Raw genomic sequence first — 20,235 nt, forward strand, 5'->3', positions numbered from 1 at the left:
TGCTCTCCACATCGCTGTCCCGACGTCGCACGAGCGTTCGGCAGGGTGAGCACGATGCGGCCATGCGCTCCGAACACGCCTTCACCGTCCGCGACGCACTCGACTCGGGGATGACGCCCGCCGAGCTTCGCTCCGCCGCCTGGGATGCCCCGGCGCGCGGGGTGCGGACCGCGCCGGCCGCACCGGGCGGGCTGCTCGACGCCATCCGGGCGCTCGCCGCCGACGACCAGTACTTCTCGCACACGACGGCCGCGCTGATCCACGGCATGCCGCTGCCGCGTCGCCTCGAGGAGGACCCGCGCGTCCATCTCGCCTCGCCGACCGGAGCCGGCCGGATGCGGCGGCCCGGGGTCGTCGGGCACCGGCTCAAGTCCGAGGTGGTCCTGATCGACGGCGCGCGCGTCGAGGCTCCGGCGGACGCGTTCGTGCACCTCGCGACGCTGCTCTCGGTCGACGAGCTCGTCGCGATCGGGGACTGGCTGGTGTCTCCGCAGCGGTCGCAGCCATCGTCCGTCGAGGAGCTCGCAGCGGCGATCCGCCGCTACGCGGGCGCGCGCGGGCTGGCGAAGGCGCGCCGAGCGCTGGCGCAGGTGCGCGTCGGCGCGGAGTCGCCTCGCGAGACCGCGATGCGGCTCCTGGTGGTACGGGCAGGCCTGCCAGCGCCGGTGCTGCAGCACGAGGTCCGCGATGCGTTCGGGCTGTTCGTGGGGCGCCTCGACCTGGCGTGGCCCGCGCTGCGGCTCGCCGTCGAGTACGACGGCGAGCACCACTTCGCCTCGGCGGAGGCGATGGAGCGCGATGTCGCGCGGCTGCGCGAGCTTCGGAGGCTGGGATGGACGATCATCCAGGTGACGAAGCGCGACCTGCGCGACGGCGGCAGGCAGATCGTCCGGACCATCGCCGAGGCCTTCGCGAGCTGCGCGGCGCGCTGAGCCCCGGACGCTGTCAGCTGGGTCGGGCGGGCTCGACGCGACTGCATCCGCCGCGCCGCTCGCGTCGCGCATCGATCGGTCACGTTCGGCGATCAGTGGTCAAGATCTGCTGCACGAAGCGACCGATGACGACAGTTCTCGACCGGTCGATGCAGAACGTGACCGATCACGAGCAAGGAGTGACCAGTCGGGGGCACGAGCTGACCGCTCGGTGGCGGGGCGCCGCCGCCTCAGCGGGTGCGCTTGATGAAGTTCGTGATGCGGATGGTCGAGGCGCGTCGGCCCTCGTCGTCGGTGCAGACGATCTCGTGCACCGTCATGGATCCGCCGAGGTGCAGCGCGCGGCACTCAGCGGTGACCCAGCCCGAGGTGATCGAGCGCGTGTGCGTCGCGTTGAGGTCGACGCCCACGGCGACGGCGCCCTCGCCCGCGTGGATGTTCGCGGACACCGAGCCGAGCGTCTCGGCGATGACGCAGTACGCGCCGCCGTGCACGAAGCCGACCGGTTGGCGGTTGCCCTCGACGGGCATGCGCGCGATCGAGTGCTCAGCCGAGAGCTTCACGAACTCGATGCCCATCCGCTCGGCGAGCTCGCCTCCGGGTCGTCCGCCGCGCCGCTCCAGCAGCGCGTCCGTGGCCTCGTCGACCTCGTGCTCGGTCACGCGCGCTCCTCGCTCGATGGGGGTGTCGGCAGGCCGGGATAGGGTGACTGCCGTGTCGGACACGAAGCCTACCCTCATGGTCATCGACGGCCATTCCCTCGCGTTCCGGGCGTTCTTCGCCCTGCCGCTCGACAACTTCGTGAACTCGGAGGGGCAGCACACGAACGCCATCCACGGGTTCCTGTCGATGCTCCTCAAGCTGCTCCAGGACCACCGCCCGACGCACCTCGCGGTCGCGTTCGACATCTCGCGGTTCTCGTTCCGGACCCGCGAGTACGAGGCGTACAAGGGCACGCGCGACGAGACGCCCAAGGAGTTCAAGGGCCAGGTGCCGCTGCTCGAGGAGGCGCTGCACGCGATGGGCGTGCGCACCCTCTCGAAGGAGGACTACGAGGCCGACGACATCCTCGCGACCCTCTCCGTCGAGGGCCGGAAGGCCGGCATGGACGTGTTCGTCGTCTCCGGCGACCGCGACACCATCCAGCTCGTCAACGACGACGTCACGCTGCTCTACCCGGCCGTCCGCGGCGTCTCCGAGCTCAAGCACTACACGCCCGACGCGGTGCGCGAGCGCTACGGCATCGAGCCCGAGCAGTACCCCGAGATCGCGGCGCTCGTCGGCGAGACGAGCGACAACCTCATCGGCATCGACAAGGTCGGCGAGAAGACCGCTGTCAAGTGGATCCAGCAGTACGGCACCGTCGAGAACCTCCTCGCGCACGCGGACGAGATCAAGGGCGTCGTCGGCAACAACCTGCGCGAGCAGCGCGAGCGCGCCGAGCGCAACCGCCGCCTCAACAAGCTCCTCACCGACGTCGACCTCGGCGTTCGGCCCGAGGAGCTCGCGCGCGGCGCCGTCGACGAGGCGAAGCTGCGGGAGGTCTTCCAGCGCCTGCAGTTCCGCACGCTCCTCGACCGGGTCATCAAGCAGGAGGGCAGCGGCGAGGCCGTCGCGGCCCTCGAGCCCGAGGTCGCAGCGCCGGCGGTGCAGAAGCTCGTCGACGAGGAGCTCGACCTGTGGCTCGAGCGCGCGCAGGGCACGGTCGCCGTGTCGCTCGCGCTCGATGAGGCCGGCGCGATCGCCGGCTTCGGCGTCGCGACCGAGGGCGCGAGCGCCTACGTGCCGTACAAGCACGGCACGGGCGACTACGACGGCTTCGTCGCGTGGCTCGCCTCCGACGCCCCGAAGGCCCTGCACGACGTCAAGGCCGCGATCCGCGCCCTGCACCGCTCGGGCCTCGAGCTCGGCGGGGCGGTGCACGACACGCGCGTCGCCGCGTGGCTCACGACGCCGACGGCGCCGCCCAAGACGTTCGAGCTCGACTGGCAGACGGAGGCGCTCGTCGGCGCGACGCTGCCGGCCCCCGACCCGAACCAGCTCGTGCCCGAGGTGGAGCCCGAGCAGCTCGGCACCGTCGCGTGGCTCACGGGCGAGGTCGCCCGCGCGCAGCGCACGCGCCTCGACGAGGGCACGCAGGGCGTGCTCGACCGCATCGAGCTGCCCCTCATGCCCGTGCTCGACCGCATGGAGCGGCAGGGCGTGCAGATCGACGGCGCCGTGCTCGGGCGCATCCACGACCAGCTCCGCGAGCGCTCGGCCGAGCACGCGCAGGCGGCGTTCGCCGAGATCGGCCACGAGGTGAACCTCGGCAGCCCCAAGCAGCTGCAGACGGTGCTCTTCGAGGAGCTCGACATGCCCAAGACGCGCGCGACCAAGACGGGCTACTCGACCGACGCGCAGGCCCTCGCCGACCTGCAGGAGACGAACCCGCACCCGTTCCTCGACCTGCTGCTCAAGCACCGCGAGGCGACGAAGCTCGTGCAGATCATCGAGACGCTGCAGCGCGCCGTCGGCGACGACCAGCGCATCCACACGCGCTACGACCAGACCGGCTCCGCGTCGGGCCGCCTGTCGTCGAACGACCCGAACCTGCAGAACATCCCGGTCCGCACCGAGGTGAGCCGCGAGATCCGCAGCGCCTTCGTGCACGGCGAGGGGTTCGAGACGCTCCTCACCGCCGACTACTCGCAGATCGAGATGCGGATCATGGCGCACCTCTCGGGCGACGAGGGCCTCATCGAGGCCTTCCTCTCCGGCGAGGACCTCCACCGGTTCGTCGGCAGCCGCATCTTCGGCGTCGACCCGAGCGAGGTCACGTCGCTGCAGCGCGTGAAGGTCAAGGCGATGAGCTACGGCCTCGCCTACGGCCTGAGCGCCTTCGGCCTCTCGAAGCAGCTGCGCATCACGCAGGCCGAGGCGAAGCAGCTCATGCTCGACTACTTCCAGCGCTTCGGCGGCATCCGCGACTACCTGCGCGGCGTCGTGATGCAGGCGAAGGACGACGGGTACACGACCACGATCTTCGGCCGCCGCCGCCCGTTCCCCGACCTCACCTCGTCGAACCGCGTGCTGCGCGAGAACGCCGAGCGCCAGGCGCTCAACTCGCCCATCCAGGGCTCCGCCGCCGACATCATCAAGCGCGCGATGATCGCGATCGACCGCCGCATCCGCGACGAGGGCCTCGGCTCCCGGATGCTGCTGCAGGTGCACGACGAGCTCGTGTTCGAGGTCGCGGCAGGGGAGCGGGAGGCGCTCGAGCAGCTCGTGCGCGACGAGATGGCCGGCGCCGCCGAGCTCTCCGTGCCGCTCGAGGTGCAGGTGGGCGTCGGCGCCAACTGGGACGAGGCGGCGCACTGATGCGCTTCGGACTCTTCGTGCCCCAGGGCTGGCGGCTCGACCTCGTGGGCATCGAACCGGCGGACCAGTGGCAGCGGATGCTCGCCGTCGCGCAGCGCGCCGACGCGGGTCCGTGGGAGTCGGTGTGGGTGTACGACCACATGCACACGACGCCGCACCCCACCGACGAGGCGACCCACGAGGCGTGGTCCCTCATGGCCGCGCTCGCCGCGAGCACCGAGCGGGTGCGGCTCGGCCAGATGTGCACGTGCATCGGCTACCGCAACCCGGCGCTGCTCGCGAAGATCGCGGCGACCGTCGACTGCATCTCGGACGGCCGGCTCGAGTTCGGCATCGGCGCCGGCTGGTACGAGCACGAGTGGCGCGCGTACGGCTACGGCTTCCCGGGTGTCGGCGAGCGCATCTCGGCGCTCCGCGACGGTGTGCAGATCATCCAGCGGCTCTGGGCGGACGGCGAGGCGACCGTCTCGTCCGAGTCGTTCGAGGTCGACGGCGCCATCTGCCGCCCGCAGCCGCTGCAGACCGGTCGCGACGGCCGGCCGCGCATCCCCACCTGGATCGCCGGCGGCGGCGAGCAGCGCACGCTCCGCTACGTCGCGAAGTGGGGCGACGCGGCGAACTTCGGCGGTGGGCCCGAGCAGTTCGCGCGCAAGCGCGACATCCTCCTCGGCCACCTCGAGCGCGAGGGCCGCGACCCGGCCGAGGTGCGGCTCTCGTCGAACCTCAACGTGGTGCTCCGCTCGACGGAAGAGGAGGCGCGGCGCGTCGCCGATGAGGTCAATGCTCGTGCCGACACGGCGTTGCCCGCGGAGCACGCCCGCAGCGGCTTCCGCACGCAGGGCGCGGTCGTCGGCACCCCGCAGCAGCTGCTCGACCACCTCGGCGCGATGCGCGAGGCGGGGCTCGACACGCTCATCGCGTACATGCCGGAGGTCGCGTTCGACCAGGAGGGCATCGACCTCTTCGAGCGCGAGGTCATGCTGCACCTCGCGTAGCGACCGCGTCGACGCCGGCCGCGGCGGTCGCGGACGCGCCCGCACGCGCAGGCGATCCCTGGGGCCGCCCGCATAGGGTGGGGCGCATGACCGACCAGACCGCCGGCGCGCCGTCGCGCCCGCAGACCGACATCGACCGGATCGCCGAGGAGTACGTGCACCGCACGGCGGCGCTCAACCCGGAGCTCAACGTCTACCTCGGCCTCGAGGGCGACAAGGCGGGCTTCGGCGACTACTCGCCCGCCGGCCGCGCCGAGGCGGCCTCGCTCGCGAAGGACGTCCAGGCGCAGCTGCAGGCCGCCCAGCCCGTCGACGACATCGACTGGGTGACGAAGACCGACCTGCTGCGCGAGCTGCAGCTCGACATCGACGTCGAGGCCTCAGGTTGGGGCGACCGCGACCTCAACAACCTCGCGAGCCCCGCCACGGGCATCCGCGACATCTTCGACCTCATGCCCACCGCGTCCGAGGACGACTGGGCGCAGATCGCGCAGCGCATGCGCAACGTGCCGACGGCCATCGACGGCTACGTGGCCTCGCTCCGCAACGGCATCGCGAACGGCAACACCCCCGCCGGGCGCCAGATCGAGAACGTGCTCGACCAGTACACCGAGTACGAGGCGGGCGAGGGCTTCTTCCGCGACCTCGCCGCCGCCGCGAAGGCCGGCGACGCCGACCTGCCCGAGTCGCTCCGGGGCGACCTCGCCGAGGCCGCGCGCGCCGCGACCGAGGCGCACGCGGGCCTCGCGCGGTTCCTCCGCGAGGAGCTCGCCGCCTCGGCCAATCCGGTCGACGCCGTGGGCCGCGAGTTCTACTCGCTCATGTCGCGCCGCTTCCTCGGCGCGGAGGTCGACCTCGACGAGACCTATGCCTGGGGCATCGAGGAGCTCGAGCGCATGCGCGACGAGCAGGAGGCGATCGCCCGCGAGATCAAGCCGGGCGCGACGGTGCAGGAGGCGATCGCGTTCCTCGACCAGGACGAGTCGCGCAAGCTGCACGGCACCGACGCCCTCAAGGCATGGATGCAGCGCACGAGCGACCAGGCGATCGAGGAGCTCGGCCGCACCCACTTCGACATCGCCGAGCCCATCAAGGCGCTCGAATGCATGATCGCGCCGACGCAGACCGGCGGCATCTACTACACGGGCCCCGCGGACGACTTCTCGCGCCCCGGCCGCATGTGGTGGTCGGTGCCGAAGGGCGTCACGGAGTTCGACACCTGGCGCGAGCTCACGACCGTCTACCACGAGGGCGTCCCTGGCCACCACCTGCAGATCGCGCAGGCGACCTACAACCGCGAGCAGCTCAACCTGTGGCGCCGAGTCGCCGGCACCTCGGGCCACGCCGAGGGCTGGGCGCTCTACGCGGAGCGCCTCATGGAGTCGCTCGGCTACCTCGACGACCCCGCCGACCGCCTCGGGATGCTCGACGGCCAGCGCATGCGCGCCGCCCGAGTCGTGCTCGACATCGGCGTGCACCTCGGCAAGCCGCGCCTCGACGGCACGGGGGAGTGGGACTTCGACTACGCGTTCGACTTCCTGCGCTCGAACGTGAACATGAACGAGCCGTTCGTGCGCTTCGAGGTCAACCGCTACTTCGGCTGGCCCGGCCAGGCGCCGTCGTACAAGATCGGCCAGCGCATCTTCGAGCAGATCCGCGACGAGGCGAAGGAGGCGGAGGGTGACGCGTTCGACCTCAAGCGCTTCCACATGCGCGTGCTGAACATCGGCGGCGTCGGCCTCGACACGCTGCGCCAGGCGGTGCTGCGCGGCGCGTGACGCGCCCGCGTCGGCGGGGCTCCGGGCTGCGGCTCGGGGCCCCGCCGCCGGTTGTCGGCCTCTCCCTGCGCGTGTAGGCTTGCACGGTCACTCGTGTGGCACGCAATCCAACCGCTCTGCCGGCCGCGCTCCTGCGCGTCCCCGGCCCGACTCATCCCTGAAGGCTCATCATCTCCATGACCACTGCAACGACCAAGGCTCCGAAGCAGGTCGCCGTGAACGACATCGGCTCGACCGAAGACTTCATGGCCGCCGTTGAGAAGACCCTGAAGTTCTTCAACGACGGCGACCTCATCGAGGGCACCGTCGTCAAGATCGACCGCGACGAGGTCCTCCTCGACGTCGGCTACAAGACCGAGGGCGTCATCCCCTCGCGCGAGCTCTCCATCAAGCACGACGTCGACCCCACTGAGGTCGTCGAGGTCGGCGACTCCGTCGAGGCCCTCGTCCTCCAGAAGGAGGACAAGGAGGGTCGTCTGATCCTCTCGAAGAAGCGCGCCCAGTACGAGCGCGCCTGGGGCGACGTGGAGCGCATCAAGGACGAGGACGGCGTCGTCACCGGCACGGTCATCGAGGTCGTCAAGGGCGGTCTCATCGTCGACATCGGCCTCCGCGGCTTCCTCCCGGCCTCGCTCATCGAGCTGCGCCGCGTCCGCGACCTCACGCCGTACCTCGGCCAGGAGATCGAGGCGAAGATCCTCGAGCTCGACAAGAACCGCAACAACGTGGTCCTCTCGCGCCGTGCGCTGCTCGAGCAGACGCAGTCGGAGTCGCGCGGCCAGTTCCTGCAGTCGCTGCAGAAGGGCCAGGTCCGCAAGGGCGTCGTCTCGTCGATCGTCAACTTCGGCGCGTTCGTCGACCTGGGCGGCGTGGACGGCCTCGTGCACGTCTCCGAGCTCTCGTGGAAGCACATCGAGCACGCCTCCGAGGTCGTCGAGGTCGGCCAGGAGGTCACCGTCGAGATCCTCACGGTCGAGCTCGACCGCGAGCGCGTCTCGCTCTCGCTCAAGGCGACGCAGGAGGACCCCTGGCAGGTCTTCGCCCGCACGCACGCGATCGGCCAGGTCGCGCCGGGCAAGGTCACCAAGCTCGTCACGTTCGGCGCGTTCGTGCGCGTCGCGGACGGCATCGAGGGCCTCGTGCACATCTCGGAGCTGTCGAGCCGCCACGTCGAGACCGCCGACCAGGTCGTCTCGGTCGGCGACGAGGTCTTCGTGAAGATCATCGACATCGACCTCGAGCGCCGCCGCATCTCGCTCTCGCTGAAGCAGGCGAACGAGGGCGTCGACCCCGAGGGCACCGACTTCGACCCGGCGCTCTACGGCATGCTCGCCGAGTACGACGAGCAGGGCAACTACAAGTTCCCGGAGGGCTTCGACCCCGAGACGAACGAGTGGAAGGAAGGCTCGGACGCCGCCCGCGAGGCCTGGGAGGCCGAGTACGCCGCAGCGCAGTCGCGCTGGGAGGCGCACAAGGCGCAGGTGGCGTCGGCTCGCGACGCCGAGACGCTGTCGAACGACGTGCCCTCGAGCGCGCAGAGCTTCGGCGGCAACGAGGAGTCCTCGGCCGGCACGCTCGCCGACGACGAGGCGCTCGCCGCCCTGCGCGAGAAGCTCACCGGCTCGGCCGAGTAGCACGCAGCACGACAGCGGGCCGCACCCCTCGGGGTGCGGCCCGCTCTGTCGTGCGGGCGTGCTCGGCCACCCCGATCTGCGAGGATCGGGGCATGCCCTCCCACGAGCGCCTCGAGCGCGCCCTCGCGTACGCCGACCGCTGGATCGCCTACCGCCGCTGGCGCTTCAGGGTGCCCGGCGTGCAGGTCGCCGTGCGGGTCGGCGGCGAGCTCGTGCTCGACACGGCGCACGGCCTCGCAGACGTCGCCGCCCGCGAGCCGCTCACCCCGGCGCACCGCTTCCGCATCGCCTCGCACTCGAAGGCGCTCGCCGCGATCGTCGTGCTGCGGCTCGTCGACGAGGGCCGCGTGCGGCTCGACGACGAGGCGCAGGCGCACGCGCCGCAGCTGGCGGGCACCGACGCGGGCGCGCTCACGGTGCGCGAGCTGCTGTCCCACGGCGGCGGCGCGACGCGGGACGGCGACGACGTGTCGCACTGGCACCTGCAGCGAGACTTCCCGGACGCCGACGCCCTCGCGGCCCTCGCCCGCGGCGGCGCGGGGCGGATCGCCGCCTCGACCGAGTTCAAGTACTCCAACGTCGGCTTCGGCATCCTCGGGCTCGTCGTCGAGGGCGCGACGGGGGAGCCGTACGGCGCCGCCTTCGACCGGCTGCTCGCCCGCCCGCTCGGGCTCGCCGCCACCGCGGCCGACCTCGACGACCGCGTGCCCGGCGCCCGCACCGGCGCGCCCCTCGCGACCGGCCACAGCGGCATCCACTCGAGCGAGGCGCGCATCGCCTTCGCGAGCCCCGGCACGGGCGCCCTCGCCGCCGCGACCGGCGCGGCCTCGACCGCGGCCGAACTGACCGACGCGCTCCGCACGGTCGCCGACGCCGACGACCGGCTGCTCTCGGCCGCCTCGCGGCGCCGGATGCGGCAGCGGCAGTGGACGACGGCGGGCCGCGACGGGAGCCAGGCGGGCTACGGCCTCGGCCTCATGCTGCGCGAGCTCGACGGCCGCACCTGGGTCGGCCACGGCGGCGCCTGGACCGGCCAGGCCACCCGCACGCTCGTCGACCCCGAGCGCGACCTGGTCGTGTCGGTCCTCACGAACGCGATCGACGGCCCGGCGGAGGAGCTCGCGATCGGCGTCGCGCGCATCCTGCATGCGGGCCTCGAGGAGCCTGGCGCCGACGTCGACCTGGAGCTCCTGCGCTCGTTCGAGGGCGCCTACGCGAGCATCTGGGGCCGGCTCGACGTCGTCGAGCTCGGCGGGCGCCTGCTCGGCATCCCGCCGACGGCGGCCGATCCGCTCGCCGCCGTCGACGTGCTGACGCCCGAGGGCGACGACCGGGTGCGGATCGCGGCCGCGACCGGGATGGGATCCGGCCACGAGGTCGCGGTCGCCGCGCGCGGCGCCGACGGCCGGGTGGCGTGGTGGGGCGGCGCCTGGCACATGGCTGCGGTGGACGCGGTGCCCGCCGACGCGGTGCCTGCCGACGCCGAGCCGGCGGGGGAGCGGCCCTAGGCCCCAGCCGCCCGCTCGGTCGCGCTGCGGAGGTCGGCGTTCCGCCGCCGTCGCGCGGTGCGCACGAGCGACCAGGCGAACAGGCCCAGCAGCACGAGCACGACGAGCACGAGCAGCGGCGCGACGAGCGCGAGCACCGACAGGCCGACGGCGCCGGCGTCCTCGATCGTCGACACCACCGGTGCGGCCGCGCCGCCGGTCGCGACATTCGCCGCGGGCCGGAGCGCCGTCTTCCCGGCATGCACGACGAGCGCGATCACGGCGCCCAGCACGATCGGCACCCACTGGTTCGAGGCGAAGAACTCCGCCGGGTCCGAGACCGCCACGGTCGACGAGGTGGTCGACGAGCCGAACACGAGACCGCCCGCGGCGGGCCGCACGAGCGTCTGCAGCACGTCGTTGACGCTGTCGACGGCCGGCACCTTGTCGGCGACGACCTCGACGACGAGCAGCACGGCGATGATGCCGATCACCCACCAGCTCGACAGCCACGCCCAGCCCTCCGGCAGCTGGAGCACGTCGGGCAGCAGCCGCGCCACGAGACCGACGACGAGCAGCGGCACGTAGGCGTTCATGCCGGCCGCGGCGGCGAGGCCGGCACCCGTCAGCAGCTCGAGCATCGGACCTCCCGTCGCGCGGCGCGGTCGCCGCTCGAGCGAATGCTAGCCCGCCCCGGCGAGCATGCGCCCGAACCGGCGCCGCGCGCGGTAGCGTGCTCCCATGGCAGCGGCTGTCACGACGGCGCGGACCGGCAGCGTGCGCCCGGACCGCACGCGCGAGCGCGCGACGAGCGTGAACCAGCTGCTCTTCGGCCTCGCCGCCCTGCTCGCGTGCGGGCTCGTGCTCGTCGACGGGCAGATGCGCTCCGGCGACCTCATGCTGCTCGGCATCGTGCTCGTGTTCGTGCTCACGGTCGCGGCGATCGTCGTGCGCTGGAACCGCGTGCACCCGCTGCTCGTGCTGCTCATCCCCGTCGGCGACCTCGTGGCGGTGCTGCTCCTCCAGCTCGGCGAGCCGCACGAGGGCCTGTGGATGCTGTGGCTCGCGCCGGCCACGTGGCTCGCGACCGTCGGCGGCCTCACCGGCGTCCTCGCCGGCACCGTCGGCACGTCCCTCATGTTCTGGGTCGCCGAGCTGCTGCAGGCGGGACCGGAGACGCGCGGGCACCTCGTCCTCGGGCCCATCGCGATCGGCTCGGCGGCGGTGGTCGCCTACGTCGCGGCCCGCCGGGCGAGCGCCCAGCGCGCGCTGCTCGACGAGCAGGCGGAGTACCTGGACCACGCGGTCGAGCGCGCGCGGCGGCAGGAGGACGCGGTGAGCGAGGTGCTCGACGCCGTCGACTTCGGCGTGGTCCGCATCGGCTCCGACGGCACCCTCTCGATCGAGAACGAGGCGCACGCGCGGCTCTACCCGAGCGACTCCGACTCGGTGCCGCTCTTCGACGGCGACGGCGTCACGCCCACGCCCGCCGGGCTCGCCCCCACGGAGCGCGCCCGCCGGGGAGAGTCGTTCGAGGGCGTGCTCACGTGGCAGGGGCCGCAGGGCGAGGGGCGCCGCGCGCTGCAGTCGACGGCGCGGCGGCTCCTCGACGCGAACGGCCTCGACGTCGGCGGCATCCTCGTGACGCGCGACGTCACGGCCGAGCAGCTCGCGGTCCAGATGCGCGACGAGCTCGTCGCCTCGGTCTCGCACGAGCTCCGCACCCCGCTCACGAGCGTGCTCGGCCACCTCGACATCGTGCTCGAGGGCGACCAGCTGCCCGAGTCGGTGCGCCGCAGCCTCGAGATCGCCGAGCGCAACGCCTCCCGCCTCCTCGTCATCATCGGCGACATCCTCGCCGCCACCGCGGAGGGCGCCGGCCACCTCGACGTGCGCCCCGTCGACGAGGACGTCTCGCGCGTCGTGCTCCAGTCGGTCGAGTCGCTCGAGCCGCGCGCCGCGGCCCGCAACATCCGCATCGACGCGGCGGGCGTGGAGCCGGCCCGCGCCGAGATCGACCCGCTGCGCATCCGCCAGGTCGTCGACAACCTCGTCGGCAACGCGGTGAAGTACCACACCGGCGACGGCCTCATCGAGGTCGACCTCACGAGCGACGACCGCGACGTGTACCTCGTCGTGCGCGACGACGGGCCGGGCATCGCCGAGGAGGCGCTGCCGCGGCTCTTCGACCGCTACTACCGTGCGGAGTCGGCGGGCGCGCGCGCCGTCGGCACCGGCCTGGGCCTGTCGATCAGCCGCGACCTCGTGAAGGCGCACGGCGGCGAGATCACCGTGCAGAGCGAGCCCGGCAGCGGCGCGACCTTCGTCGTCCGGCTGCCCCGGCGGACGGGAGCCATCGCATGACGATCGACCTGCTGACCCTCTCGCTCATGGTGGCGCTCGTCGTGCACGTCGCCGGCGTGCTGTTCATCGTCGAGACGATGCTCCGCAAGGAGGACCGCTCCGGCCGCGTGTGGGCGCTCGCGTTCCTCGCGGCGATGCTCACGACCGAGGCCTACATGGTGTGGGCGGCGACCGAGGGCTCGTGGTGGGCGGTCGCGGTCGGCAACGCCACCTTCGTCGGCGGCACAGGGCTCCTGTGGCTCGGCTGCCGCTCGTTCAACGACCGCACCATCCAGCGCCAGGGCGCCATCGTCGCGCTCGCGGCCGCCGCGACCGCCGTCGCCGTCGCGCTCGAGGGCGACGCAGGCGGCGACTGGGCCGGCCACTGGCTGCTCTTCGGCGGCAACGCGGTGTTCGCGGCGCTCGGCGCCGCGGAGGCCTGGCGGGGTGCGATGCGCCGCAACGGCACCGCCATCGGCCTCGGCATCGTGCTCGCGATCGAGGCGGTCTTCTTCGGCGCGCGGCTCGTGGTGTCGGTGACGGTCGGCACCGACAGCGAGGTGTTCCGCGTCTGGCTCGGCAGCGAGGTCTCCGGCATCCTCACGATCGTGCTCACGATCGTCGCGGTCGTCGTCGCCTCGGTGCTCCGGGCCGAGAGCGTCCGGATGCGCGGCACCGACGACTCCGCCGTGCTCGCCATCGCCCCCGACGGCGTGCTGCTGCGCTCGACGTTCCTGCGCGTGCTCGGCGGCCGCCTCATGCGCGCGAACCGCCGCGAGGAGCTCTTCGGCGTGCTCGCGGTGCACATCGACGCGCTGCCGCGCATCGCCACCGCGTTCGGCGCCGACGAGGCCGAGCACGTGCGCCAGACCGTGCGCGCCGCCGCCCGGCGCCTGTCGCCGACGACGGCGGTGCTCGGCGCCGACGACGACGGCACGCTGCTGCTCGCGTTCCAGCCGGCGACGCTCGCCGAGGCGCGCCAGCTCGCGGCCCGCGTGCACCGCGCGATGCTCGACCAGCTGCGCACCGCGGGCGCCCAGGTGATGCCGGCGATCGGGATGGGCGTGAGCCTCACGAGCGTGGTCGGCTACGACCACCGCGCGATCGTCGCCTCCGCGATCGCCGCGGCGCAGCGCGCCATCGGCAGCGACGACACCTCGGTCGTGCTCGCCGGCGAGGAGGACGTGCCGGTCGGACGGCGCCGCTCGCCGCACGTCTGACCGCCGCGCGCAGCGGGCGCGCGCGACCCGGGCAGTGCCGCGGTCCGCCGCAGCGCTACGCCGTGCGGCGGTAGCCGACGCCGCGGACCGTCTCGATCCAGCGGGGGTCGGCGGGCGACTCGCCGAGCTTGCGGCGCAGGTTCGCGACGTGCACCTCGATCGCGCGGGCGTCGTGCTCGCTGAGGTACTGGTCGCGCTCACCGCGCTCGCCGCGGAGCATGCTCGCGAGCTGCAGCTTCGAGACGACCCGGCGGCCGGACCCCAGCAGCATCCGCAGGATGTCGAACTCGCTGCGGGTGAGCTCGAGCTCCTCGCCCTCGAGCTCCACGACCCGGGCGTCGGGCTCGACGCGGAGGCCGCGGTGCTCGAGCCAGCTCGTCTCCGGCGCGGCGGCCTCCACCCAGGGGAGCGGGCCGGTGAGGTGCAGCTGGTGCTGCGCGGCGCCCACGGACGTCGGCGTGGTCGGATGCGGCGCGGACGGCCGCGGCGCGGACGGGTGGGGCACCTGGAGCTCACGAGGGCGGCGCATCATGGCCTCGATGCGGGCGCGCAGCTCGCGCGGGCGGAAGGGCTTGACGATGTAGTCGTCGGCGCCCGTCTGCAGGCCCTGGAGCGTGTCGATCTCGTCGCCGCGCGCCGTGATCATGACGATGTAGGCGCTCGACGAGTTGCGGATCTGGCGCGCTGCCTCGAAGCCGTCGATGCCGGGCATGTTCACGTCGATCGTGACGACGACCGGGTCGTGCCGGCGCACGAGGTCGACGCCGGTGACGCCGTCGCTCGCCGCGTGGACGGTGAAGCCTGCCTGCGTGAGCACCTGCGCGAGCAGCTCGCGGATGTCCTCGCCATCCTCGATGACGACCGCAACGTCCTTGTCCACGACGCCCTCCGGATCCCTGCGCCCCTCGTGACGGGTCGCGTCCGCTGATGATAGCGCGGTCATGGGGTGCCTCCGCAGGTTCGGGGTCGGGTCGGCGGGCCGCTGCTCGAAGGCACCGCGGCCGCTCCGCGGCGCGCTCATCCGACGCTCCTGCGCCGCGCTGCCGTCGGCGGCGCCAGCAGGACGACGGCGACGAGCACCATGGCGGCGGCGAGGAGCGGCACCGCGAGGCCCGGCGCCACCACGGCCTCGGCGATGCCGCCGATGCCGGGGAGCCGAAGGCTCGGGGCCCACACCTCGCCGCCGACGACGGCGTCGCGGGCCGGGCTCCCCCCGGGACCGGCCGCGGCCGTCGTGATCGTCCACTCCTGCTCGCCGGTGCGCTCGACGGCCTCGACGCGCTCGAGCGCGATGCCGCCCGCGACGGCGGCGGGGAGGCCGACGAGGTCGCCGGCGGCGAGGCCGTCGACGGGCGCGCGGGTGACGACGACGAGGTCGCCGCCCGAGAGCGAGGGCCGCAGCGACGCGCCGTCGACCGCGAGCGGCCGGGCGAGCCCCGCGAGGGAGGCGGCCCAGAGCACCGCTGCGGCTGCGAGGCACACGCCGGCGATCGCCAGCAGCGCGATCGCGGTGCGGCGCGCGGCGATCATCGGACCGCTCCGCGGCCGGATGCGGTGCGGTCGGATGCGGTGCCGGCCGCAGGGCCTCCGGGCGCGGCGCGGAGCGGGCGACGGTCGTCGCCTGCGCTGGCGGTGCTCGCGGCCATTCGGTGCCCCCTGTGCGGCTGCTGGTGCTGCTTGGTCGGGACGCTACGCCGGGGCGCTCAGCGCGGGGCGCGCGGCGTGCACAGCGCTCGCTTGAGGTTCGCTCAGCGCCACCTCGCGGCCCGGCTGGCAGAGTGGGGCCATGCCCCTCGTCGCGCTCACCGGCGGCATCGCCTCCGGCAAGTCCACGATCGCCCGACGCCTCGCCGAGCACGGCGCGCTCGTCGTCGACGCCGACGCGGTCGTCCGCGAGCTGCAGCAGCCCGGCGGGGCCGTGCTCGCGGCCATCGCGGAGCGCTTCGGCGACGGGATGCTGCTGCCGGACGGGCACCTCGACCGCGCGGCGCTCGGCGCCCGCATCTTCGCCGATCCTGCCGACCGTCGGGCGCTCAACGCCATCGTGCACCCGGCGGTGCAGGCCGAGAGCGCGCGCCGCTTCCGGGAGGCGCTCGAGGCGGACCCCGCGCGCATCGTCGTGTACGACGTGCCGCTGCTCGTCGAGGCGAGGCCGGACGACCCGTGGGACCTCGTGGTCGTCGCGCACGCGCCCGCCGAGGTGCGCGTGGCGCGGCTCGTCGAGCACCGCGGGATGGACGAGGCGGCGGCCCGCGAGCGGGTCGGCGCTCAGGCGAGCGACGCCCAGCGGCTCGCGATCGCCGACGTCGTCGTCGCCACCGACGGCACGCTCGAGGAGACGCTCGCGCAGGCGGACGCCCTGTGGGAGCGGCTCTCCAGCGACCCTGTGGGCGGCCGCTCCTAGGCTGGGGGCATGGAAGCGAGGCGTGCGGTCCGGCCGTTCGAGGTCATCAGCGAGTACCAGCCCTCCGGCGACCAGCCCAAGGCCATCCAGGAGCTCGCGGACGCCCTCGGGCGCGGCGAGACCGACGTGGTGCTGCTGGGCGCGACCGGTACCGGCAAGAGCGCGACGACGGCGTGGCTCGTCGAGCAGGTGCAGCGCCCCACGCTCGTGCTCGCGCACAACAAGACGCTCGCCGCGCAGCTCGCCAACGAGTTCCGCGAGCTGCTGCCGAACAACGCCGTCGAGTACTTCGTCTCCTACTACGACTACTACCAGCCCGAGGCCTACGTGCCGCAAACGGACACCTTCATCGAGAAGGACTCGTCGCTGAACGCCGAGGTGGAGCGGCTGCGCCACTCGGCGACGAACGCGCTGCTCTCGCGCCGCGACGTCGTCGTCGTCTCGACCGTCTCCTGCATCTACGGCCTCGGCACGCCCGAGGAGTACCTCGAGGCGATGGTCGCGCTGCAGGTGGGCATGCGCGTCGACCGGCAGGCGCTGCTGCGCCGGTTCGTGGCGATGCAGTACCAGCGCAACGACGTGGCCTTCCAGCGCGGCACCTTCCGCGTGCGGGGCGACACGATCGAGATCATCCCCATGTACGAGGAGCACGCGATCCGCATCGAGCTCTTCGGCGACGAGATCGAGGCGCTCTCGACCCTCCACCCGCTCACGGGCGAGGTGCTGCAGACGCACGACGCGATCTCGATCTTCCCCGGCAGCCACTACGTCGCCGGCAACGAGCGCATGCAGAAGGCGATCGAGCGCATCCGCGACGAGCTCGACGAGCGCCTGAAGGTGCTCGAGCGCGAGGGGCGCCTGCTCGAGGCGCAGCGCCTCCGCATGCGCACGACGTTCGACCTCGAGATGATGGAGCAGATCGGCTTCTGCTCGGGCATCGAGAACTACTCCCGCCACATCGACGGCCGCGAGCCGGGCGAGGCGCCGCACTGCCTGCTCGACTACTTCGCCGACGACTTCCTCGTCGTCATCGACGAGTCGCACGTCACGGTGCCGCAGATCGGCGCGATGTACGAGGGCGACGCGAGCCGCAAGCGCACGCTCGTCGAGCACGGCTTCCGGCTGCCGAGCGCGCTCGACAACCGGCCGCTGAAGTTCGACGAGTTCCTCGAGCGCACGCCGCAGAAGGTGTACCTCTCGGCCACGCCCGGCAAGTACGAGATGGGCCTCGCCGACACCGTGGTCGAGCAGATCATCCGCCCCACGGGCCTCGTCGACCCGAAGCTCGTCGTGAAGCCCACGAAGGGCCAGATCGACGACCTGCTCGAGGAGATCCGGGTGCGCGCGGAGCGCGACGAGCGGGTGCTCGTCACGACGCTCACGAAGAAGATGGCCGAGGAGCTCACCGAGTACTTCACCGAGGCCGGCGTGCGCGTGCGCTACCTGCACTCCGACGTCGACACCCTCCGACGCGTCGAGCTGCTCACGCAGCTGCGCCAGGGCGTGTTCGACGTGCTCGTCGGCATCAACCTCCTGCGCGAGGGCCTCGACCTCCCCGAGGTGTCGCTCGTGTCGATCCTCGACGCCGACAAGGAGGGGTTCCTGCGCTCGGCGACGTCGCTCATCCAGACGATCGGGCGCGCGGCCCGCAACGTGTCGGGCGAGGTGCACATGTACGCCGACCGGATCACCGACTCGATGCGGCTCGCGATCGACGAGACCGACCGCCGTCGCGCGATCCAGGTGGCGTTCAACGAGGAGCACGGCATCGACCCGCAGCCGCTCCGCAAGCGCATCGCCGACATCACCGAGGTGCTCGCGCGCGAGGAGGCCGACACGGCCGAGCTGCTCGAGGGCACCCGCCGCGGCGCGCCCACGCCGAGGCTCGCGAAGGACCGCTCGGCGCTCGACGGCCCGTCGCAGCTCGAGGCGATCATCGCCGACCTCACGGCGCAGATGTCGGAGGCGGCGGCCGAGTTGAAGTTCGAGCTGGCCGCGCGCATCCGCGACGAGCTGCACGACCTCAAGCGCGACCTGCGACAGATGCGAGAGGCGAGCTGAGGACGTCCGGCTAGGCCGCCGCCCGCCGGTACAGCACCTCGGGCCGGCCGCGCGCGCCGAACCGGTGCGTCGCGGTCACGGCGCCCGAGCGCACGAGATGGTCGAGGTAGCGCCGCACCGTGGCGCGCGAGGCACCGACGGCGTCGGCGACGGCGCTCGCGCCGAGCGGCGTCGTCGGGTCGAGCGCCGCGAGCACCGCCGCGAGCGTCGAGGCGGCGATGCCCTTCGGGAGCTGCGCGGTCGCGGCGTCGGCTGCACGGGGCACGACGGGCTGCACGCCGGTGTCGCCGCCGCCCACGAGCCGGTCGATCTCGGCCTGCGCGAGCGCGACCGCGCGCTCCTCGGGGCGGTCGACGCGGCGGGCCCGGTAGTCGACGAGCCGCCGCTCGAGCGCCTCGCGCGAGAACGGCTTCGCGAGGTACCCCACGACGTGGGCGGCCGCGGCCTGCCGGATCGTCCGCACGTCGCGGCTCGAGCTCACGACGAGCACGTCGACCGCCCAGCCGCGCGACGAGCGCAGCCGGTGCAGCACCTCGACGCCGCTGATGTCGGGCAGGTGCACGTCGAGCAGCACGAGGTCGACGCCGCCGAGCGCCGCGAGCTCGGCGGCCGCCGCGCCCGTGCGGGCGGTGCCGACCACCTCGAAGCCCTCGAGGCCCGCGACGGCCGCGGTGTGGAGGCGCACGACCGCCGGGTCGTCGTCGACGACGAGGGTGCGGATCGCGCGCGACGGCCGCGCGGGCACCGCAGGCTCCGCGTGGCTCGCGGGGCTCACCGCGGCACCGCCGCGAGCGGCAGCTCGACGAGCAGGCGGGCGCCGCCGTCGGGGGAGCGGCCCACGGTCGCCTCGCCACCGCGGTCGCGCACGTGCCGGGCGACGATGCCGAGGCCCAGCCCGCGGCCCGCGCCCTTGCCGCTCACGCCCCGCTCGAAGACGCGCGCGACCTCCTCCGGCGCGATCCCGGGGCCATCGTCGTCGACCTGCACGAGCAGCGCGTCGGCGTCGGCCGCGACGAGCAGCCGCACGCGGGCGCCGGGGCGCGACTCGATGGCGTTCCGCACGAGGTTCGCGACCACCTCGAGGTCGGCGTCGACGAGCGCGCCAGCCGGCACCGAGGATCCCGGATCGACCTCCAGCGCGCCGCCCGCGCTCGTCGCGGCCGCCGCGAGCCCCTCCACGAGCGCGCGCAGCGCCGGGTCGTCGAGCGCCGCGTCGACGCCCTCGCCCACGGGCACGAGCCCGCCGATGTAGTCGAGCGCGGCGGTCGGCTCGCCCTCGGCCACGAGCCCGCGGATGGCGTGCAGCCGGGTGTGGAACTCGTGCGCCTGGTCGCGCAGCGCGTCGGCCACGCGCCGCTGCGCCTCGAGCTCGCGCACGTCATCCTCGAGCCGACGGATCCGACGCGCGACTACCGCGCCGACGGCCGCGCTCAGGGCGACGCCGACCACGAGCGCACCCGCGACCCAGGGGGTGAGCGAGCCGGTGGCCTCGGCCGTCGACGCGGCGAGGCGGTGCTCGGCGATGCCGACGGAGGCGACCCCCACGACGGCGCCGTCGCGCACGATCGGCACCTTCGCGCGCAGCGTCGGGCCCAGGGTTCCCTCCTCGACGCCGACGAAGACCTCGCCGCGCAGGACGGCGGCCGCGTCGGTCGACAGGGCGCGGCCGCGCTCCGCGGGCGTCGGATGGGCGAGGCGCACCCCGTCGGCGTCGGCGATCACGACGTAGTCGACGCCGCCGGATTCGCCCAGCAGGTCGGCGAGCGGCTGCAGCTCGGCCATCGCGGCCTCGCGGGGGCCGACGACCGCCGCCTGCACCTGCTCGAGCGAGGCGAGGCTGCGGGCGACGTCGAGCACGCGCGCCTCCGTCGCGGCGCGCACGGCCCGCTCCTGCACCGCGACCGCCACCGCGGTCGTCGCGCCCACGCACGCCAGCACGATGAGGCACTGGGCGACGAGCAGCCGCCAGAGCCGCGACGGGACGCCGACGCCGGCCGCGGATCCCGGCATCGTCCACCTCC

At 73.5% G+C, this 20,235-nt stretch carries 16 protein-coding genes; 10 read left to right on the forward strand and 6 right to left on the reverse strand.

What is annotated here, in order from left to right; translation table 11 throughout:
* The first annotated feature begins 62 nt into the window (after positions 1 to 62).
* Positions 63 to 932 carry a hypothetical protein gene (locus tag IEW90_RS07525; protein ID WP_188717546.1) on the forward strand — a complete coding sequence of 290 codons (870 nt, stop codon included), beginning with the start codon at positions 63 to 65 and terminating at the stop codon, positions 930 to 932.
* A 230-nt stretch (positions 933 to 1,162) separates the two neighbouring features.
* On the opposite strand, the gene IEW90_RS07530 is transcribed toward IEW90_RS07525, so the two are convergent.
* Positions 1,163 to 1,594, reverse strand: coding sequence for a PaaI family thioesterase (locus IEW90_RS07530; RefSeq protein WP_229679537.1), 432 nt, complete (start codon positions 1,592 to 1,594; stop codon positions 1,163 to 1,165).
* Between the two features lie 76 nt (positions 1,595 to 1,670).
* On the opposite strand from IEW90_RS07530, the gene polA reads away from it, so the two are divergent.
* The 5 genes from polA (at position 1,671) to IEW90_RS07555 (ending at position 10,207) form a co-directional block, all read left to right on the forward strand.
* The gene (gene polA / locus IEW90_RS07535; protein WP_188718074.1) at positions 1,671 to 4,292 is read left to right on the forward strand and encodes a DNA polymerase I; all 2,622 of its coding nucleotides are present in this window, start codon (positions 1,671 to 1,673) and stop codon (positions 4,290 to 4,292) included.
* Positions 4,292 to 5,287 (forward strand): TIGR03560 family F420-dependent LLM class oxidoreductase, encoded by a 996-nt coding sequence (locus tag IEW90_RS07540; protein ID WP_188717547.1) that lies wholly within the window; start codon positions 4,292 to 4,294, stop codon positions 5,285 to 5,287. Before polA ends, IEW90_RS07540 begins: the two co-directional genes overlap by 1 nt.
* Positions 5,288 to 5,373: 86 nt before the next feature.
* Positions 5,374 to 7,065 carry a DUF885 domain-containing protein gene (locus IEW90_RS07545; RefSeq protein ID WP_188717548.1) on the forward strand — a complete coding sequence of 564 codons (1,692 nt, stop codon included), beginning with the start codon at positions 5,374 to 5,376 and terminating at the stop codon, positions 7,063 to 7,065.
* Positions 7,066 to 7,241: 176 nt separating this feature from the next.
* Positions 7,242 to 8,699 (forward strand): 30S ribosomal protein S1, encoded by a 1,458-nt coding sequence (gene rpsA / locus IEW90_RS07550; protein ID WP_188717549.1) that lies wholly within the window; start codon positions 7,242 to 7,244, stop codon positions 8,697 to 8,699.
* A 92-nt stretch (positions 8,700 to 8,791) separates the two neighbouring features.
* A complete protein-coding gene (locus IEW90_RS07555; RefSeq protein WP_188717550.1) occupies positions 8,792 to 10,207 on the forward strand; it encodes a serine hydrolase domain-containing protein in 1,416 nt (471 codons plus the stop codon).
* On the opposite strand, the gene IEW90_RS07560 is transcribed toward IEW90_RS07555, so the two are convergent.
* On the reverse strand, positions 10,204 to 10,827 hold the full coding sequence (locus IEW90_RS07560) for a DUF4126 domain-containing protein (RefSeq protein ID WP_188717551.1): 624 nt from the start codon (positions 10,825 to 10,827) through the stop codon (positions 10,204 to 10,206). The genes IEW90_RS07555 and IEW90_RS07560 overlap by 4 nt on opposite strands.
* A gap of 100 nt (positions 10,828 to 10,927) precedes the next feature.
* Here IEW90_RS07560 and IEW90_RS07565 point away from each other — a divergent pair, with 100 nt between their 5' ends.
* Together IEW90_RS07565 and IEW90_RS07570 are read left to right on the forward strand one after the other, a co-directional pair.
* Entirely contained in the window at positions 10,928 to 12,550 is a 1,623-nt protein-coding gene (locus IEW90_RS07565; RefSeq protein ID WP_188717552.1) for a sensor histidine kinase, read from the forward strand.
* Positions 12,547 to 13,749 carry a nucleotidyl cyclase domain-containing protein gene (locus IEW90_RS07570; protein ID WP_188717553.1) on the forward strand — a complete coding sequence of 401 codons (1,203 nt, stop codon included), beginning with the start codon at positions 12,547 to 12,549 and terminating at the stop codon, positions 13,747 to 13,749. The genes IEW90_RS07565 and IEW90_RS07570 overlap by 4 nt, the downstream gene beginning before the upstream one ends.
* Positions 13,750 to 13,804: 55 nt before the next feature.
* On the opposite strand, the gene IEW90_RS07575 is transcribed toward IEW90_RS07570, so the two are convergent.
* Both IEW90_RS07575 and IEW90_RS07580 read right to left on the reverse strand, forming a co-directional pair.
* Positions 13,805 to 14,629: a response regulator transcription factor gene (locus tag IEW90_RS07575; RefSeq protein WP_229679538.1), complete on the reverse strand. Its 825-nt coding sequence runs from the start codon at positions 14,627 to 14,629 to the stop codon at positions 13,805 to 13,807.
* A 137-nt stretch (positions 14,630 to 14,766) separates the two neighbouring features.
* A complete protein-coding gene (locus IEW90_RS07580; protein ID WP_188717554.1) occupies positions 14,767 to 15,279 on the reverse strand; it encodes a hypothetical protein in 513 nt (170 codons plus the stop codon).
* A 256-nt stretch (positions 15,280 to 15,535) separates the two neighbouring features.
* Between IEW90_RS07580 and coaE the strand changes: the two genes are divergently transcribed.
* Both coaE and uvrB read left to right on the forward strand, forming a co-directional pair.
* Positions 15,536 to 16,153, forward strand: a complete 618-nt coding sequence (gene coaE / locus IEW90_RS07585) for a dephospho-CoA kinase (protein WP_188717555.1) — start codon at positions 15,536 to 15,538, stop codon at positions 16,151 to 16,153.
* A 9-nt stretch (positions 16,154 to 16,162) separates the two neighbouring features.
* Positions 16,163 to 18,214, forward strand: coding sequence for an excinuclease ABC subunit UvrB (gene uvrB, locus IEW90_RS07590; RefSeq protein ID WP_188717556.1), 2,052 nt, complete (start codon positions 16,163 to 16,165; stop codon positions 18,212 to 18,214).
* 10 nt (positions 18,215 to 18,224) lie between these two features.
* Here the strand turns inward: uvrB and IEW90_RS07595 are convergent, their stop codons facing one another.
* The gene (locus tag IEW90_RS07595; RefSeq protein WP_188717557.1) at positions 18,225 to 18,959 is read right to left on the reverse strand and encodes a response regulator; all 735 of its coding nucleotides are present in this window, start codon (positions 18,957 to 18,959) and stop codon (positions 18,225 to 18,227) included.
* Positions 18,960 to 18,985: 26 nt separating this feature from the next.
* A complete protein-coding gene (locus tag IEW90_RS07600) occupies positions 18,986 to 20,224 on the reverse strand; it encodes a sensor histidine kinase (protein WP_188717558.1) in 1,239 nt (412 codons plus the stop codon).
* Positions 20,225 to 20,235: the final 11 nt, after the last annotated feature.

It is taken from the genome of Agrococcus terreus (assembly GCF_014645235.1).
Taxonomy (GTDB): domain Bacteria; phylum Actinomycetota; class Actinomycetes; order Actinomycetales; family Microbacteriaceae; genus Agrococcus; species Agrococcus terreus.